Genomic DNA, 16,699 nt, shown 5'->3' on the forward strand with positions numbered 1-16,699 from the left:
ATGAATATGGCTCAGCAAAAAGAGGTTCTGATTATTGGCGCTTCACGCGGTATCGGGCTGGCGGTAGCACAGGCGTTTGCTGGTGAGGGCTGGCAGGTCACGGCGACGCATCGCAGTGGCATTCCGGAGCAGGGCAACAAGCCAGACATTCACTGGCATGCGCTGGATATGACGCACTCATCGGCGGTTCAGCAGCTTGCCAGCCAGCTCAGTGGCAGGACGTTCGATGCGATTCTGATCAACGCCGGGATTTCCGGGCCTTCACACCAGAAGGTGTCGCAGAGTGACGATCAGGATCTGGCACAGCTGTTCCTGACCAATGCGATAGCACCGGTTCGCAGTGCAGAGATTCTACTGCCGCTATTGAAGCCGGAAGGCGTGCTGGCGCTGACCTCCTCTCAGCTCGGCAGCCTGAATGAAAACCCGCAGGCGCAGATGCCGATTTATTCGGCCAGCAAAGCCGCCCTGAATATGCTGAGCCGCACACTGACACCGGCAGTTGACGCACAGAGCGGGACGCTGCTAACGCTGCATCCCGGCTGGGTGAAAACGGATATGGGCGGTGAAAGCGCGCCCCTGACGGCTGAAGAGAGCGCGGCCGGTATCGTCCAGCAACTGACCCAGTGGCGCGGACGTGGGGGTCATCACTACGTTGATTACGCCGGCCAGCAGCTGCAATGGTAAGTTGATACGGGGCGGTTACGCCCCGATGTCACGTAGTGCTTTGCCTTTCATCAGGTTGCGTTCAATGTGCTCCAGCGTCACATGTTTGGTCTCGGGTACCAGCATCAGCGTCAGCACGATAAACACCAGATTGAGCGCGCCGTAGAACCAGAAAGTGTTGGCATTTCCCAGCTGATCCAGCATCGTCAGGAAAGTCGCACCCACAATCATATTACCGACCCAGTTAGTGGTGGTGGAGGCGGTAATGCCGAAGTCACGTCCTTTCAGCGGCTGGATCTCTGAACAGAGCAGCCAGATCACCGGTCCGGCCGCCATCGCGAAACCGACGATAAACATCAGCAGCATGGCGACAGCAAAGTATTTACGGAAATCGGTTTCGACGCCCATGTGCAGCAGCGTTCCCAGCACACCCATTCCCACCGCCATCACCAGAAAACTGGTGGTGAGCATCGGCTTACGACCCCAGCGATCGACAAAGAAAATCGCAATCAGTGTGGCCAGCATGTTGACCAGCCCGACAATCACCGTGCCCCACATCTGCTCACTGGTGCTGGAGAAGCCAGCGATGTTGAAGATTTTAGGTGCGTAATACATCACCACATTCATACCGGTAAACTGCTGCATCACCTGTAGCAGCATGCCGAGCCACACCGCGCGGCGGAAATTACCATTAGAACGGAACAGCGACCAGCCACGTTGCTTCACCTGCAGGCTCTCACGAATCTCTTCCAGCTCCTCCCGGGCCTGCTCGCTGCTGTTACGCAGCCGATCCAGCACCCGCTGCGCCTCGTTAAAGCGTCCGTGCGCCGCCAGCCAGCGCGGGCTGTTGGGCAGAAACAGCACGCCGATAAACAGGATCACTGCCGGAATGGCGATAACGCCCAGCATCCCGCGCCAGTTGCCGCTGTAGCTGAACGCGGTGTCGGAGAGATAAGCCACCACGATGCCGGTGGTCAGCATCAGTTGATACATCGAAATCATTGAGCCACGAATGCGTTCCGGCGCAATCTCCGCCAGATAGAGAGGCGCGGTGTAAGAGGCGATCCCTACCGCCAGACCCAGCATCACGCGGGCACAGACCAGCGACTCCACATCGGGTGAAAAGGCTGACCACAGCGAGCCAATCACAAACAGCGTCGCGCCTGCCAGCATGCTTTTCTTGCGCCCCAGCTTTGATGACATCCAGCCCGCCGCCAGCGCGCCCAGCGCCGCACCAAACATCATCGAACTTACGACCCATTCCTGCTGATGGTTAGTGATCTGCAAATCCTTCGCCAGAAACGGCAAGGCTCCGGCAATGACGCCGATATCCAGACCAAACAGCAGACCGGAGAGTGCCGCCATAAAACAGACGAACCAGGTAAAGCGATTCTGTTGATTTCCCGATTTTTTTGCCGCAACCATGCCGGTCTCCTTACGGTGATGTCATGTCAATATTGTTAATGTTATGTAAACATAGTCGATACCAGTGTGGCACCGATCACACTTCCGGCCATGGCTGAGGTTGCACTGGATTTTACGTGACAATAAAGCACTGAAGATCAACCGCGTGGCACCGGGAGTCGAAGACTGCAGCAGAGGCATGAATATGCAAAGCAGAGGATTCGGTTCAGATTTTGCAACTGTCCGCCTGCGGCATTACACTGCCGCTTTTCTGCCATTGATTGAAGGTGCTTATGTCTGAACCTTTCCAGCGTCAGCCGCTGCCTTTGCCGGGCGGCCATAAAAAAGTGCTGCTGCACTCCTGTTGCGCACCCTGTTCGGGTGAAGTAATGGAAGCGATGCTGGCATCCGGCATTGAATACACTATCTATTTCTACAACCCGAACATTCATCCGCTCAAGGAGTATGAGCTGCGCAAAGAGGAGAATATTCGCTTTGCAGAAAAATTTGGTGTGCCTTTTGTTGATGCGGATTACGACCGGGATAACTGGTTTGAACGGGCGCGTGGGCTGGAGTGGTCACCGGAACGGGGTGAACGCTGCACCATGTGTTTTGATATGCGTTTTGAGCGCACGGCACTCTACGCCCACGAGAACGGCTTTCCGGTCATGACCAGTTGCCTGGGTATTTCACGCTGGAAAGATATGAAGCAGATTAACGACTGTGGTGTCCGTGCAGCGGCAGCGTATCCGGATCTGATGTACTGGGATTTTAACTGGCGTAAAGGCGGCGGATCGTCGCGCATGATTGAAATCAGTAAACGTGAGAGTTTCTATCAACAGGAATATTGTGGCTGCGTTTATTCACTGCGCGACACCAATCGTCATCGCGTCACCCAGGGACGTGAGCGTATTCAGATTGGCGTACAATATTATCAGCCGGATGAATCCTGATTAGCGTAAAGTGCAGAAGCGTCTGCCTGCGCATATCCGCGCACTAAGGGCGTAACAGATCGGACTGTTACGCCACAGCTCTGCTTCAGGCTTCCAGGCCGCACGTAACTGCACCGCGCACAGGGATCATCAGTGTCACTCATCTGCTGCTTCGCCTCGTCGTTCATCAGACGTTTACGGCAGGCGCTCGGCGTACAGCCCATAATCTGCTTAAACGAGCGGGTAAAAGATTGCTGGCTTTCAAAATGGTATTTCAGCGCCAGGCTGATAATGGGCGTGCGGCTGTTTTTTAAATCGTTTATACAGGCATTGAGCTTTTTCTTACGAATATAACGCGCCAGCGTTTCATTATGATAACGGGCAAAGAGCTTCTGTAAGTACCACTTAGAGTAGCCGGCCTTTTCTGCAATATCATCAACACTTAAGCGCTGATCCAGATTATGATTAATCCACTCAGTGATTGAGATAATCACACTCTCGTTATATTTATTTTCGTTCATAGATACCCCGCTATTTAATTCAGGAATTCTAATTAATTTATCTTAATGTGCTTATTCTTTGCGTAAAGTTTTTTCAGTATTTGAATCGTTATCTCTGATGATATTCATTTGAAGGATAGTTATTAATAAATAAGATGAATTGTGATTAATCTGTTTGTAATTATAGGTGAATGGATAATTCATTCAGCCAGAGAATAATTAAAACGAAGCATTATTCTGCTGTCAGTCTCCGGCTTAACCCTGTCAGCGCCCGTGTAATCAACGCGATAGCACAGCCCATCAATAGATTTTTGGCTGTGACATGCCAGGCTTATGAGTCACCTTTAACCTGGAGAATCCCCGGATGAGCCCGACATACGCGCTGAAAAAACCGCTTGCCGCCTTGCTCACCTCGCTGGCTTTATTTGCTCATGCCCCCGCTAGCGCCACGCCTGTCTATGGCGAGCAGCTTGAAGGATTTAAATACCCTTATCCTTTGCAGCATTTTGATTTTCAGTCCCAGCAGCAGCCGCTGAGTATGGGCTATATGGATGTGAAACCGACGCAACGGGCTAATGGCAAAACCGTGGTGCTGATGCACGGTAAAAACTTCTGTGGCGCGACCTGGGAAGAGACTATTCGCGCACTGAGCCAGCAGGGATATCGCGTTATCGCGCCCGATCAGATTGGCTTCTGCAGCTCGACCAAGCCCGCCAGTTATCAATACACCTTTCAGCAGCTGGCGGAGAACACCCATCAGCTACTTGCCCGGCTGGGTGTAGATAAGGCGGTAATTGTGGGTCACTCTACTGGCGGGATGCTGGCAACGCGTTATGCGCTGATGTATCCGGAACAGACGCAGAAGCTGGTGCTGGTTAACCCGATTGGGCTGGAGGACTGGAAAGCCAAAGGCGCGCCATGGCGCTCGGTGGATCAGTGGTATCAGCGCGAACTCAAACTCAGCGCAGAGGGCATTAAGAAGTATGAGCAGAAGACTTACTATGTCGGGCGCTGGAAACCGGAATATGATCAGTGGGTCGATATGCTGGCCGGACTCAACAGTGGGCCGGGTCATCAGAAGGTGGCATGGAACTCGGCCTTAATCTACGACATGATTTTCACGCAGCCGGTATTTTATGAATTCGGCGATCTGAACGTCCCGACGACTCTGATGATCGGCACCTCAGACACCACGGCCATCGGCAGTGATATCGCCTCTGCGGAGGTGAAAGCCCGGCTGGGTGATTACGCGGTGCTGGGGAAAGAGGTGGCAAAACGCATTCCGGGCGCGCGCTTAATTGAATTTCCCGGTATGGGACATGCGCCGCAAATGGAAGAACCGGCAACGTTTAATCAGACGCTGCTCGACGATCTGGCCCGGCCCTGAACCGTCAGGCGCTGCGGCGCCTGACCTTACACCGCGATGCGTTTCTGCTTTTTTCTGAGGTACATCTGCTCATCGCTGTCGTGCAGCAACTGCTCCAGCGACTGCGGGTTTTCCGCGTCAAACTCCACCACGCCGGAAGAGAATTGCAGGCGGTAACGACGGTTCAGGCTGATCGACTGCTGTTGCAGATAATGGTCGAACTGTATGAGTAGCGTTTCACTCTGCTGCTGCTGCAGGCCATTAAACAGCACAACAAACTCATCGCCGCCCAGACGGGCAAACAGATCGGAATGCTTGAACACCACTTTCATCGCATCAGAGAAGTCCATCAGCGCGCGGTCGCCTTCGCGATGGCCCAGCGTGTCATTAATCTGCTTAAATTTGTCGAGATCGAGGAAGGTCAGGCTGGCGGGACGGTTTTTCATCCGGCACTCATTCAGCACCATCTGACCCAGCGTCATAAAGCCGCGGCGATTGGTAATCTGCGTCAGTTCATCACAGGTGGCGGTCTGAAAGGCCACCAGTTCCGCTTCCGCCATGGCGGCCAGGTCGCGCATCGTGGCCTGGTCCTCTTCATTAAATTGACGTGGCTCACGACCAATAATACAGAGCGTACCCATTTTAGCGCCGCCTGGCGCCCGCAGCGGACAGCCCGCATAAAAGCGAATGTGCGGATCGCCTGTCACCAGCGGATTATCATGAAAGCGTTCATCTTTTAATGCATCTTCAACAATCATGATCTCATCCTGCAGGATGGCATGGGCGCAGAAAGAGATGTTCCGGGGCGAGCCTGTGGGTTCATAGCCCTGAGCGGATTTAAACCACTGATGATCGGCTTCCAGCAGGCTGACTAGCGCGATAGGAACGTCATACAGGCGCCGTGCCAGCCGGGTTAAACGATCAAAACGTTCTTCCGCTGGGGTGTTCATGATGTTCAGCTTACGCAACTGCGATAAACGTTGTGCCTCATCGGCAGGGATTTCAGGTGCTTTCATCACAGAGCCCTTTGTTTTCTAGCTGAAGCCAGGTTCTGGTGTTTGCCTTACAGCGAAGAAGAAGAGCGTGATATCACGACCACGCTCTTTATGAGGAGGGGATCAGAGCACTTTTTGTTCGGCGAGATCAAGGGCGAAATAGCTGAAAATGAGGTCCGCACCGGCACGTTTAATCGCACCGAGACTCTCCAGCACCACATTACGCTCATCAATGGCACCAGCCTGTGCGGCAAATTTGATCATCGCGTATTCACCACTCACCTGATACGCCGCCAGCGGCAGTTCGGTGCGTTCACGGATGTCGCGCAGGATATCCAGATAAGCGCCTGCCGGTTTCACCATCAGTGAATCTGCGCCCTGCGCCGCATCGAGCAGCGATTCGCGGATCGCTTCACGGCGGTTCATCGGGTTCATCTGGTAGGTTTTACGATCGCCTTTCAGTGCGGTACCCGCTGCTTCACGGAACGGGCCGTAAAACGAGGAGGCGAACTTGGTGGAGTAAGACATGATGGCGGTCTGGGTAAAGCCCGCAGCGTCCAGTGCCCGGCGAATCGCCTCAACCTGGCCATCCATCGCCGCTGACGGAGCGATGAAATCTGCACCAGCTGCTGCGGCTACCACCGCCTGCTTGCCCAGGTTTTCCAGGGTAGCATCGTTATCGACGCCGTGATCACACAGCACGCCGCAGTGGCCGTGGCTGGTGTATTCACAGAAGCAGGTGTCAGACATCACGATCATTTCCGGCACGGTATCTTTGCAGATGCGGGACATGCGCGCCACCAGACCGTTTTCGTTCCAGGCATCGCTGCCGGTGGCATCGGTATGGTGCGAAATCCCAAAGGTCATCACCGAGCGGATACCTGCTTTGGCGATACGCTCAATCTCATAGGCGAGACGTTTTTCCGGAATACGCATTACGCCAGGCATCGCCTGAATCGCTTTGTAATCGTCGACTTCTTCTTCAACAAAAATAGGCAGAGCTAAATCGTTCAGGGTCAGGGAAGACTCCTGAAACATTTCACGCATCGAGGCGCTGGCGCGCAATCTTCTTGGGCGCTGGATAAGGGAATAATCAGACATTTTCATTCTTACGCAGGTGAAAAAAGTAACAACAGTTTACTCTCTTTGCCCGCGAGGTATGAAGGTTTGTGTGCGGTAAGAGAGGGGGAAAAGGGCTCTCCCGCCGGGCGGCGGGAGAGCAGAACAATTACTCGTTAATATCCGGATGCTGCTGCACCAGGTTTTTACGTTTCGCTTCCAGACGGGAGATCTCTTCGTCGATATCTTCGATTTTGTGCTCGATATTATCGTGATGCTCCTGCAGGATTTCGCGCGCTTCTTCCATATCTGACGCTGCCGGTGTCGCGCCTTTCAGCGGCTTATTGGCCGTTTCTTTCATGTACAGACCGGTAATCAGACCAATGACCGCCACCACCATCAGATAGTAGGCTGGCATGTAGAGGTTATTCGTCGTTTCCACCAGCCAGGCGGCCAGAGTAGGCGTCAGGCCCGCAATCAGTACCGAAATGTTAAACGCACTCGCCAGCGCACTGTAGCGGATATGGGTCGGGAACATGGCAGGCAGTGACGAAGCCATCACGCCAGTAAAGGCGTTGAGGATCACCGCCAGAAGCAGCAGACCGCCAAAAATCAGTCCCAGCACGCCACTGTTAATCATCATGAAGGCGGGAATCGAGAAAATCATCAGGGCAATACTGCCGATAATGACAAACGGACGACGGCCAAAGCGGTCACTCATCATGCCGATCATTGGCTGAACAAACAGCATACCGATCATGATGGCAATAATAATCATCACGCCGTGGTCTTCGCTGTAGTGCAGGTTATGCGACAGGTAGCTCGGCATGTACGTCAGCAACATGTAGTAGGTGACGTTAGTGGCGATAACCAGGCCGATACAGGAGAGCAGGCTACGCCAGTGTTTGGTCGCAATCTCTTTAAATGAAACCTGCGGACCATCCTGCAGGCCTTCGCGGTCGCCCTGTTCCAGTTTGTCCACGTGCTGCTGGAATGCCGGGGTTTCTTCCAGCGCATGGCGCAGATAAAGACCGATAATGCCCAGCGGCAGCGCGACGAAGAACGGCAGACGCCAGCCCCACTCAAGGAAGCTCTCTTCCCCGATAATGGAGGAGATCAGCACCACCAGGCCCGCGCCGAGCACGAAGCCCGCAATCGAACCAAAGTCGAGCCAGCTGCCCATAAAACCGCGTTTGCGGTCAGGCGAGTACTCGGCCACAAAAATTGAAGCACCGGTATATTCACCGCCCACCGAGAAGCCCTGCGCCATCTTCGCTAACAGCAGCAGAATCGGTGCCCAGATGCCGATGGAGGCATAGGAGGGTATCAGGCCGATACAGAAGGTACTGACCGACATGATGATAATGGTGATGGAAAGGATTTTCTGACGACCATATTTGTCGCCCAGCATCCCGAAGAACAGTCCACCCAGCGGGCGAATAAGAAATGGAACAGAGAAGGTGGCAAGCGCCGCGATCATCTGAATACCCGGCGAGACGTCCGGGAAGAACACTTTACCCAGCGCATAGGCGACGAAGCCATAAACACCGAAGTCGAACCACTCCATCGCGTTACCCAGAGAGGCCGCGGTGATAGCTTTACGTAAACGAGTATCATCGATGATAGTAACATCATCGATCCCAATTGGTTTTACACGCTTCCTACGCAATTTCATAGAATTACCCTGTAATGGAACACAAAAGTTCTCAACGGCGCGAGCCGTGGTGAGTCATCAGATCGCTGCGTTGAGAAATTTAAGCATAGCCGTAAATAAGCGCTATTTACGCGACGGCTGACACAATAATTACGGTTGTTATTATTGCGAACAGCGACAGAGTATACCGTTTTTGTGTGATATCTGTCATGTTTGAGCTAAAAATGGCCTCCAGAGAGGTGATTTTTCGCTGTTTAGCTCCACAAAAAAATTATCACTCTGCGTGACGACCGCCGTTTTTTTCAGCAAATCAGAGGATATGACAAGGATTAAGGAGGGAGGCAGACACCGTAGGTGGTTAAACAGTATACAAAGCCGGGCACCAGGCGGGGCGAATGCGTAAAAAATGGAACGCCGGAAAAGGAGATTGATGAGCTATTCAGCCGGAAACCTGGTCAGTTCAGATTGAGTTCAGACAGTGCCCTTTGGTCGGGCATCAGGAACGTGCTCCTGCTCCTGCTCAACCGGCTGGTCACCCGCGGCGGCCAGCCAGGCGATGAACGCCTTGTTGTCCATTGGGCGTGCATAATAATAGCCCTGGATATAGACCACGCCGCGCCGTTGCAGATAGCTAAACTGTAAGGCGGACTCGACGCCCTCCCCAAGCACTTCCAGTTCCAGCTCATTGCTGAGCTGAATAATGACATCCAGCACCGGGGTTCTGCCTTCCAGGGATTCAATCGCGTTGATAAAGCCGCGATCGATCTTCAGATAATCCAGGGTGAAGGTCTGTAAATAGCTGAGCGAACAGTTACCGGTCCCAAAATCATCAATGGCGACCTTCATTCCACAACCGCGAAGCTGCTCCAGCTTGCGAGCGACCTCAGCGCCATCTTTTATCAGGCTTCGTTCGGTCAGCTCCAGGGTAATCAGGAACTGCTTGTCTTTTATCCGCTCGGCAAACTGCAGCATGTCGTCGACAAAGTCAGGATGCTGAAGATGATCTGCTGCCACGTTGATGGCCAGGTGGAAATGGGGTTTAACCTCCCAGTCCATCACATCCTCTGCGATTAAATTGAGCAGATGGCGGGTCAGCGGCACAATCATCCCTTCCGCTTCTGCTGCGCCAATGAAAATATCGGGCCGCACGCCGTTACCGTCTGGCGTTGTCCAGCGCAATAATGCCTCTACGCCGCTGCAGCGTTGCAGCCGGTTGTCATAGACCGGCTGATAATGCGCCCTGAACTGGTCGCTGTTGATTGCCCGCCGAATCTCATCGCGCCATGAAATACGTCGCTGAAGCCAGTTCGCCATCAGCATCATCAACAGAATCGAGAAGATAGCCGCCATCGGCATGATGATAAACATCACCTGACGCCATGCGGCGATCAGTTCAGAAGGCGAGGCAATCAGGGTGACAGAGAGCGGATAGCGGGTTGACCTGGCCTGATAAATCATCGGTTCAAACCAGCTGGACGCGGCGATTTGTGGATTGCCAAACGCAATCGGTGCACCGTCGCTGAAGTTCATGCTGAAATGATAGTGATGGGTGCTGTTGATAGCGCGCATAAAATCGATCAGATACTGGCCATCAATCATTGCCCAGAATCCCTCGCCATCGGGCAGGTCGCGCATAAAAATCACTGCCGGACGATCGGGAACGCCAGATGTTCTGGCAATCGACAGGCTCCACCAGGCTTTTCCGGTGACGGGCGCGTCGCGCAGGATCATATCCTTCAGGAAACCAGGCTCTGCTCCATAGGCTGAAGAACAGGCAATTCTGTTTTCTTCCATTTTACCGACGCCGCGGAAATAGGGATTCAGTGAGGCGATGCGCTGCAACTGATTTTGAATCTGGCTGCAGGGCTGGTGCTGAAACTGGCGCAGCTCGGTAATCATATCCCAGGCGCTGTCGCTCATTCTCTCAGCCTGAGATAACAGCGTATTTGCAGCGCTCACCTGCTGCTGCCTGACGGTGTGGCGCGCATCCAGGGCGGTAAAAAAAATGCCAATAATCAGAGGCAGCACGCCGGAGATAATAATCACCAGCCTTGCGTAGTCGCGTTTTCGTTTCAGTAGCGGCACTGCTGAATCCTCTGAGTATTATTTGTTCAATGCAGGGAGCTAATTAGTCGCGCAGCATAGCATTTCTCCGGGCCGGGCAGATTAGCGTTTCTGCGATCAACAGAACTGACCCAGGTCAATTATCGACCAGACAGGGCATTTATTGACAGGTTGTTTTGCTTTCATTGGGGGGCAGCAAAAAAATCAGGCGAGAAAGTGGAACTGCCAGGGAAAAGGGCAGTTCGCCGCAGCGGGTGAAGAAGATCCTGGCCCGTCAGCGGACGGGCGCAGGGTAAGACACATTAACTAATCGGCAAAATAGATCTGTTTCAGCGCTACTTCAACACCGCGCAGCTCAGCAAGTCCTTTCAGGCGGCCAATGGCGGAATATCCTGGATTGGTGCGCTTATGCAGGTCGTCCAGCATCTGATGGCCATGATCGGGACGCATCGGTATCGCCCGCTGATTGCCCGCCCGACGACGGCGCTGCTCTTCCGCCAGAATAACCCTGATGACGCCGACCATATCGACGTCGCCCGCCAGATGAGCTGCTTCGTGGAAGCTGTCAGGGTTCTCCTCACGCTTAGTGGCGCGCAGGTGGATGAAGTTGATGCGGTCAGCATATGTTTCCGCCATCTCAACCAGCGCATTGTCGGCACGCACGCCATAAGAGCCGGTGCAGAAACAGAAACCGTTGTGGAGACTGTCCACGGTTTCTTTCAGCCATTGCATATCTTCCTGCGTAGAGATAATGCGCGGCAGGCCGAGAATAGGACGCGGTGGATCATCCGGATGCACCGCCAGTTTAATCCCCACTTCCTCTGCCACGGGTACGATGGCACGCAGGAAGGTTGCCATATGCTCGCGCAGTTTCGCTTTGTCGATGCCGTCATACTGCGCCAGCTGCGCCTGAAACTGCTCCAGGGTGTAACCCTCTTCTGCGCCTGGCAGACCGGCGATAATATTGCGGACCAGGGTATTTTTCTCTTCTTCACTCATCGCGGCAAAGCGCGCTGCGGCGGCCTGCTGCCCGGTAGCGCTGTAATCCTTCTCCGCACCGGGACGCTTGAGCAGATAAAGTTCGAAAGCAGCGAAGGCGTCGGCATCGAAGCGCAGCGCTTTTGCGCCATCCGGTAGCGTCCAGGCGAGGTCGGTACGCGTCCAGTCCAGCACCGGCATGAAGTTGTAGCAGACAGTATCAATGCCGCAGGCGCCCAGATTACGTATCGACTGCTGATAATTAGCGATATAGCGGAGGAAGTCACCACGCTGGGTTTTGATCGCCTCATGGACCGGGATGCTCTCCACCACCGACCAGACCAGACCTTTTTCCGCCAGCAGAGCCTGACGCGCTTTGATCTCCTCCACCGGCCACACCTCGCCGTTAGGGATATGGTGCAGGGCCGTCACGATACCGGTCGCGCCCGCCTGACACGCATCATCCAGTGAAACCGGATCATTCGGGCCGTACCATCGCCATGTATGTTCCATTTTTACTCCTTACTGTGATGTGGCCCAGTGGTCAGGCCGCTGGACCAAGAGTAGGATAGTGGATAAAGCAGGGCCGTGATCGGGATCGCAGCATGACAAACTGCATCGACGAAGAGATCGGTTTTAAATGCAATGAGAGGAGAGGCTGATGACGCTACCCGTCATAAAAACCGAGCGGCTCTACCGTCAAATCGCCAACGTTATTATGGCCGGCATTACGCGCGGTGATTTTGTCGCCGGTGGCCTGCTGCCACCGGAGCGCGAGCTGGCGAAACAACTGGGTGTCAGCCGCTCGTCAGTGCGTGAAGCACTGATTGCGCTGGAAATGACTGGCTGGGTCGATATCCGCACGGGCAACGGCGTTTACGTCGCGCAGCCGCTGCCGCAGGCCGCCGTTCCGCAGGAGAGTTGCAGCCTGCAGGATCTGCTTCAGGCGCGTGAAGCGTTTGAGGGGATGCTGGCAGGATTTGCCGCACGGAACGGCACCGCCGGGCAGCGGGCGGCATTGCTGGCGCTGACCGCCGAACTGCAGCAGTACAATGAAAACGATGCGGCCTTTCTGGAGCAGGACAAGCGCTTCCACCTGCTGATCAGCGAGATGAGCGGCAATGATGTGTTACGCGACCTGCTGGAGCAGTTATGGAACCGGCGTCACAGCCCGCATGTGCAGCGACTGGAACGCCATTATGCCGATAACAGCTTTGCGCAGGAGATGAACGCTGACCATCAGCAGATCGCCGATGCGATTGTGGCGGGTGATGAAGCCGCAGCCCGCCAGGCGATGGAGAGTCATCTGCAGCACGTCCAGCAGCGGCTACTTGGTTAATGCCCGCGCCCGCTTAGGTCGTCCGGTGCCCAGCATAATCGCCAGACGGCTACCGCCTGGCGTGGTCTCCATCAGGATTTTGGTAATGCTGGTGAGCGGCACCGAGAGCAGCATACCGACCGGACCGAGCAGCCAGCCCCAGAATATCAGCGACAGAAATACCACCAGCGTTGATAAGCCCAGGCCGCGACCCATCAGACGTGGTTCCAGCATATTGCCGAACACCATATGAATCGCGGTAAACAGTGCCGCCACCATCGCAGCATCAAACAGGCTGTTCAGTAACAGCGCCTGCAGAAAGGGCGGAATGCCGGCAATAATCGGGCCGATGTTGGGAATGAAGTTGAGGATAAACGCCACAACAGCCCACAAAAGCGCAAATTTCACATCCAGCAGATAGAGACTCAGCCAGACGGCGATGCCGGTGATCAGACTCACCAGGGTTTTCAGCGCCAGATAGTGCGTCACGCCTTTCAGCGCTTTATGCAGCCCGGCGATACGAATTTTGGGGTTCACCAGCGCGTTACGCATTTTGTAAGGCAGGTGATGGACCTCAAACAGCATAAAGACGACGGTCAGCACCAGCAGTACGGTATTGGTCATTGCGCCGGAAAAGCCGCTCAGCGCCACGCTTGCCAGGTTCATCATGGTATTCGGGTCGAAACGCTGTACCAGCGCATTCGTTGAAATATTGAGATGAAAGCCCGCCGCCAGATGTTGCAGCAATGTCATTTTCTGCTCCATCGTGGCGCGCAGTTGCGGGTAGAGATCAGAAAACTCGCTCATGGAGCTGGCAATAATCGCACCCAGCAGCAGGATACCGCAGAAGATCACGGTAATGACCAGACCAATCGCCAGTCCGCGGCGGAAGCCACGACGCATCAGCATCGTCACCAGGGGATTCAGCACAATCGCAAAGAACGCCGCCAGCAGAAGCGGGACCAGAATATCGGACGCTGCCCGAACCCCGGCGAGGATGATGACCAGCATCGCCAGTTTTATCAGAATATTTTGTCCGATCTTTTCCCGTTGCAGCTCGCTCATTCTCTCTCTCGTAATGTAATTTGGCTGCTGAAAGTGTAGCTGAAAGAAAATTAACAATCTGATTTATCAGAGAAACGGTAAAGCGCGGCGGCAAATGGGTGGGGTAATCAGCGCCACATTACTCAGCTATAGCGGCAGCGCAGCGACCTTCTTTTTTCCCGCTTTTCCCGCCGTTTTCATCTGCCTGATAACCGCGCCATTGTGATGCGCGGGTGGCGAAAGCGGGTATAGTTAAAGGATTAACCTTATCATTCAGCCAAATACGAGCGCGAGGACGCATGCCTGAACAGCCTGCAGTGGAACAGAACGTCCCATCCGGAAACCTGAATATCTCTCTGCTGATCCTCTCTATAGTGGCGTACAACTTTGCCAGCTATCTCACCATTGGTCTGCCGCTGGCAGTGTTGCCAGGCTGGGTGCATGACCAACTGGGCTTCAGCGCGTTCTGGGCGGGACTGGTAATCAGCCTGCAATATGTGGCGACGCTGCTGAGCCGGCCACACGCCGGACGCTATGCGGATAGCTGGGGACCAAAGAAAGTGGTGGTGACGGGACTGGTGGGTTGTCTGATCAGCGGATTGTGTATTCTGCTGGCCGCCCTGATCGCATCACCGATATGGAGCCTGACGCTGCTCTGCATCGGCCGGATGATTCTGGGCGTGGGCCAGAGTTTTACCGGCACCGGCACCTCATTGTGGGGGGTGGCGCGGGTTGGTTCGCTGCACATTGGCCGGGTCATCTCCTGGAACGGTATCGTCACCTATGGCGCGATGGCAATCGGGGCACCGCTCGGCGTGGTGATCTTTCAGGCAGGTGGCCTGCTGTGGCTGTCGCTGGTGATTGTGGCTATCTGTGTGGTGGGCATCGTCTGCGCTGTGCCGCGTCCGGCCGTAAAAGCCAGCCGGGCCAGACCGCTGCCGTTTCGGGCTGTGCTGGGAAAAATTGCCGGTTTTGGTGCGATTCTGGCGATGGGATCGGCGGGTTTTGGCGTTATCGCCACCTTTATTACCCTGTTCTATCAGGATAAGGGCTGGGAAGGAGCCGCTTTTGCGCTTTCCCTGTTCAGCATGGCTTTTGTTGGCGCACGCCTGCTGTTTCCCAATGCGATTAACCGCTACGGCGGTCTGCGGGTCGCCAGCGTTTGTCTGGCGGTTGAGGCTGCCGGACTGTTTCTGGTCGCCGCTGCGGGTAATCCCTGGATGGCAAACGCGGGTGCCTTTCTGACCGGGGCCGGATTTTCTCTGGTGTTCCCGGCGCTGGGCGTGGTGGCCGTAAAAGTGGTGCCGCAGCAGAATCAGGGCAGTGCCCTGGCAACCTATACCGCCTTTATGGATCTGTCGCTGGGGATTACCGGGCCACTGGCCGGATTCATCATGAATTATGCGGATGTCTCACGCGTCTATCTGCTCACGGCGCTGCTGGTCTGTGTTGCGTTTTTCTGTACGCTGCGCCTGTTGCGGCGTCAGGGATCGCTGCCAGCAGCAGACGGTTCTTCAGAATAAAAAAAATGGCCCAGTAGCGGGCCATAACGTCTTTTCAGACACAGATAAACGGATAAATGTGGGATGCAACAGGCTTTATGCCTGCAGCAGTTCAATACTGTGGCGGATCTGGCGTTCAGTCTCCGCTGGGGTCCAGCTGTGGAGCTGGCCGGAGAAAGGCTCAAAGGAATAGACGCCCCTGTAGCCGAGCATCTCCAGCCGTTTAACCTGTACCACGCTCTTCAGCACATCGTTATCACTCAGCATGATGCGTTCTTCGTCGGTCAGCTCGGCGGTCGGACGTTGATCTTCAACGCCTGACAGGTGCACCAGTCCAATCTGGTCAATATCAATGCTCACCGGGAATTCCTGTTCAGCATTCTCATAGAGATGATGATGAAAGGTATCCAGCAGCAGCTTAAAGGGCACGCCTGCCGCAGCGATCAATGCCTGCGCCTGCACGGTCGAACGCAGTGAGCTGACCGGAAACCCCAGAGGCTCCACCAGCCCCAGAATGCCATAGTGGGCAAAGCGCGGCGCCAGCTCCTGCATTGCCGCCTGTGTCTGCTGAGGCGATACGGTAATCCCCTCATTCAGCGGACACATCACCAGCGCTTTCGCACCAATCTGTTGTGCCGTCTGTAACAGCGCCTCGGCCCGGCTCAGCAGCGCGTCATCAATACGGTTAAACGGATAGAGCGCATTAATGCTTATGATATCAATGTGATACCTGTCGATCAGGGCGCGCAGCTGATCGGTGCTGAGATCGTCAGTAACGCTGCCGCCCGGCATATCATTACGCAGTTCAACCTTGCTCAGGCCCAGACGCTGAACCAGCTGAAAGAAGGCTTCCAGCGAGAGCCGGGGCGCAATTTTGCGGTTAATACAAAAACGAGTGGGATCAATAGCCATGTGCTGACTCCGGGACAGGAGATGTTGCGGCTAAAGAAAACATTTATTTCATTAATAGTGAATTATGAAATGTAAATTATTAGATCAGCCTCGCATTAATTTCATATTTCGTTTCATCTCTATCCATAAACACTGGATCGACTTCGCAGTAATACCACCGATTCATGTGACAATCATTTCCCTGCTGAGCTTAGTCTGGCCGCTGATAATGGCCTCGTCCCCTCATCATGTTTTCCATGACAGACGGATGGAAAAATGCGATCTGTGCCGCTAAAAGCAAATTTTTCAAAAAGAACTATTTGAAAAAT

14 protein-coding genes are annotated in these 16,699 nt (G+C 54.4%); 5 read left to right on the top strand and 9 right to left on the bottom strand.

The genetic code is table 11. From position 1 onward, the window contains the following. Positions 1-6: 6 nt before the first annotated feature. Positions 7-684, top strand: coding sequence for an SDR family oxidoreductase (locus tag HZZ01_RS17335; RefSeq protein ID WP_179898764.1), 678 nt, complete (start codon positions 7-9; stop codon positions 682-684). Between the two features lie 15 nt (positions 685-699). Here the strand turns inward: HZZ01_RS17335 and HZZ01_RS17340 are convergent, their stop codons facing one another. Next, positions 700-2,088 (bottom strand): sugar porter family MFS transporter, encoded by a 1,389-nt coding sequence (locus tag HZZ01_RS17340; protein WP_179898765.1) that lies wholly within the window; start codon positions 2,086-2,088, stop codon positions 700-702. 272 nt (positions 2,089-2,360) lie between these two features. On the opposite strand from HZZ01_RS17340, the gene HZZ01_RS17345 reads away from it, so the two are divergent. Next, complete coding sequence (locus tag HZZ01_RS17345; RefSeq protein WP_179898766.1) at positions 2,361-3,020, top strand: epoxyqueuosine reductase QueH; 660 nt, start codon at positions 2,361-2,363, stop codon at positions 3,018-3,020. Here HZZ01_RS17345 and HZZ01_RS17350 read toward each other — a convergent pair. Continuing rightward, positions 3,002-3,520 carry a helix-turn-helix domain-containing protein gene (locus HZZ01_RS17350; protein WP_179898767.1) on the bottom strand — a complete coding sequence of 173 codons (519 nt, stop codon included), beginning with the start codon at positions 3,518-3,520 and terminating at the stop codon, positions 3,002-3,004. The two genes, HZZ01_RS17345 and HZZ01_RS17350, sit on opposite strands and share 19 nt — an antisense overlap. 343 nt (positions 3,521-3,863) lie before the next feature. Here HZZ01_RS17350 and HZZ01_RS17355 point away from each other — a divergent pair, with 343 nt between their 5' ends. Next, entirely contained in the window at positions 3,864-4,886 is a 1,023-nt protein-coding gene (locus tag HZZ01_RS17355) for an alpha/beta fold hydrolase (RefSeq protein WP_179898768.1), read from the top strand. A gap of 26 nt (positions 4,887-4,912) precedes the next feature. Here the strand turns inward: HZZ01_RS17355 and HZZ01_RS17360 are convergent, their stop codons facing one another. The 5 genes from HZZ01_RS17360 to uxuA all read right to left on the bottom strand — a co-directional run bounded on the left by HZZ01_RS17360 (position 4,913) and on the right by uxuA (position 12,128). Beyond that, the gene (locus HZZ01_RS17360) at positions 4,913-5,881 is read right to left on the bottom strand and encodes a sensor domain-containing diguanylate cyclase (protein ID WP_179898769.1); all 969 of its coding nucleotides are present in this window, start codon (positions 5,879-5,881) and stop codon (positions 4,913-4,915) included. 102 nt (positions 5,882-5,983) lie between these two features. Further along, a complete protein-coding gene (gene hemB / locus HZZ01_RS17365) occupies positions 5,984-6,961 on the bottom strand; it encodes a porphobilinogen synthase (RefSeq protein WP_179898770.1) in 978 nt (325 codons plus the stop codon). A 127-nt stretch (positions 6,962-7,088) separates the two neighbouring features. Then, positions 7,089-8,594 carry a glycine betaine/L-proline transporter ProP gene (gene proP, locus HZZ01_RS17370; RefSeq protein ID WP_179898771.1) on the bottom strand — a complete coding sequence of 502 codons (1,506 nt, stop codon included), beginning with the start codon at positions 8,592-8,594 and terminating at the stop codon, positions 7,089-7,091. Between the two features lie 450 nt (positions 8,595-9,044). Then, a complete protein-coding gene (locus HZZ01_RS17375) occupies positions 9,045-10,658 on the bottom strand; it encodes an EAL domain-containing protein (RefSeq protein ID WP_179898772.1) in 1,614 nt (537 codons plus the stop codon). A gap of 285 nt (positions 10,659-10,943) precedes the next feature. Beyond that, positions 10,944-12,128, bottom strand: a complete 1,185-nt coding sequence (gene uxuA / locus HZZ01_RS17380; RefSeq protein WP_179898773.1) for a mannonate dehydratase — start codon at positions 12,126-12,128, stop codon at positions 10,944-10,946. Positions 12,129-12,276: 148 nt separating this feature from the next. Between uxuA and HZZ01_RS17385 the strand changes: the two genes are divergently transcribed. Continuing rightward, complete coding sequence (locus HZZ01_RS17385) at positions 12,277-12,954, top strand: FadR/GntR family transcriptional regulator (RefSeq protein ID WP_179898774.1); 678 nt, start codon at positions 12,277-12,279, stop codon at positions 12,952-12,954. Here HZZ01_RS17385 and HZZ01_RS17390 read toward each other — a convergent pair. Next, positions 12,943-13,998, bottom strand: coding sequence for an AI-2E family transporter (locus HZZ01_RS17390; protein ID WP_179898775.1), 1,056 nt, complete (start codon positions 13,996-13,998; stop codon positions 12,943-12,945). The genes HZZ01_RS17385 and HZZ01_RS17390 overlap by 12 nt on opposite strands. A gap of 278 nt (positions 13,999-14,276) precedes the next feature. On the opposite strand from HZZ01_RS17390, the gene HZZ01_RS17395 reads away from it, so the two are divergent. Next, the gene (locus HZZ01_RS17395) at positions 14,277-15,500 is read left to right on the top strand and encodes an MFS transporter (protein WP_179898776.1); all 1,224 of its coding nucleotides are present in this window, start codon (positions 14,277-14,279) and stop codon (positions 15,498-15,500) included. Between the two features lie 75 nt (positions 15,501-15,575). Here HZZ01_RS17395 and HZZ01_RS17400 read toward each other — a convergent pair whose 3' ends face one another. After that, positions 15,576-16,391: a TIM barrel protein gene (locus HZZ01_RS17400; protein ID WP_179898777.1), complete on the bottom strand. Its 816-nt coding sequence runs from the start codon at positions 16,389-16,391 to the stop codon at positions 15,576-15,578. Positions 16,392-16,699: the final 308 nt, after the last annotated feature.

Origin of the sequence: Pantoea sp. WMus005 (assembly GCF_013415305.1) — a bacterium.
Taxonomy (GTDB): Bacteria; Pseudomonadota; Gammaproteobacteria; order Enterobacterales; family Enterobacteriaceae; genus Pantoea; species Pantoea rara.

What these genes read in the sequence shown, in the direction of transcription:
- HZZ01_RS17335 (WP_179898764.1), top strand. Translation starts at nt 7, where the DNA reads ATGGCTCAGCAAAAAGAGGTTCTGATTATTGGCGCTTCACGCGGTATC.
- HZZ01_RS17340 (WP_179898765.1), bottom strand. Translation starts at nt 2,088, where the DNA reads ATGGTTGCGGCAAAAAAATCGGGAAATCAACAGAATCGCTTTACCTGG.
- HZZ01_RS17345 (WP_179898766.1), top strand. Translation starts at nt 2,361, where the DNA reads ATGTCTGAACCTTTCCAGCGTCAGCCGCTGCCTTTGCCGGGCGGCCAT.
- HZZ01_RS17350 (WP_179898767.1), bottom strand. Translation starts at nt 3,520, where the DNA reads ATGAACGAAAATAAATATAACGAGAGTGTGATTATCTCAATCACTGAG.
- HZZ01_RS17355 (WP_179898768.1), top strand. Translation starts at nt 3,864, where the DNA reads ATGAGCCCGACATACGCGCTGAAAAAACCGCTTGCCGCCTTGCTCACC.
- HZZ01_RS17360 (WP_179898769.1), bottom strand. Translation starts at nt 5,881, where the DNA reads ATGAAAGCACCTGAAATCCCTGCCGATGAGGCACAACGTTTATCGCAG.
- hemB (WP_179898770.1), bottom strand. Translation starts at nt 6,961, where the DNA reads ATGTCTGATTATTCCCTTATCCAGCGCCCAAGAAGATTGCGCGCCAGC.
- proP (WP_179898771.1), bottom strand. Translation starts at nt 8,594, where the DNA reads ATGAAATTGCGTAGGAAGCGTGTAAAACCAATTGGGATCGATGATGTT.
- uxuA (WP_179898773.1), bottom strand. Translation starts at nt 12,128, where the DNA reads ATGGAACATACATGGCGATGGTACGGCCCGAATGATCCGGTTTCACTG.
- HZZ01_RS17385 (WP_179898774.1), top strand. Translation starts at nt 12,277, where the DNA reads ATGACGCTACCCGTCATAAAAACCGAGCGGCTCTACCGTCAAATCGCC.
- HZZ01_RS17390 (WP_179898775.1), bottom strand. Translation starts at nt 13,998, where the DNA reads ATGAGCGAGCTGCAACGGGAAAAGATCGGACAAAATATTCTGATAAAA.
- HZZ01_RS17395 (WP_179898776.1), top strand. Translation starts at nt 14,277, where the DNA reads ATGCCTGAACAGCCTGCAGTGGAACAGAACGTCCCATCCGGAAACCTG.
- HZZ01_RS17400 (WP_179898777.1), bottom strand. Translation starts at nt 16,391, where the DNA reads ATGGCTATTGATCCCACTCGTTTTTGTATTAACCGCAAAATTGCGCCC.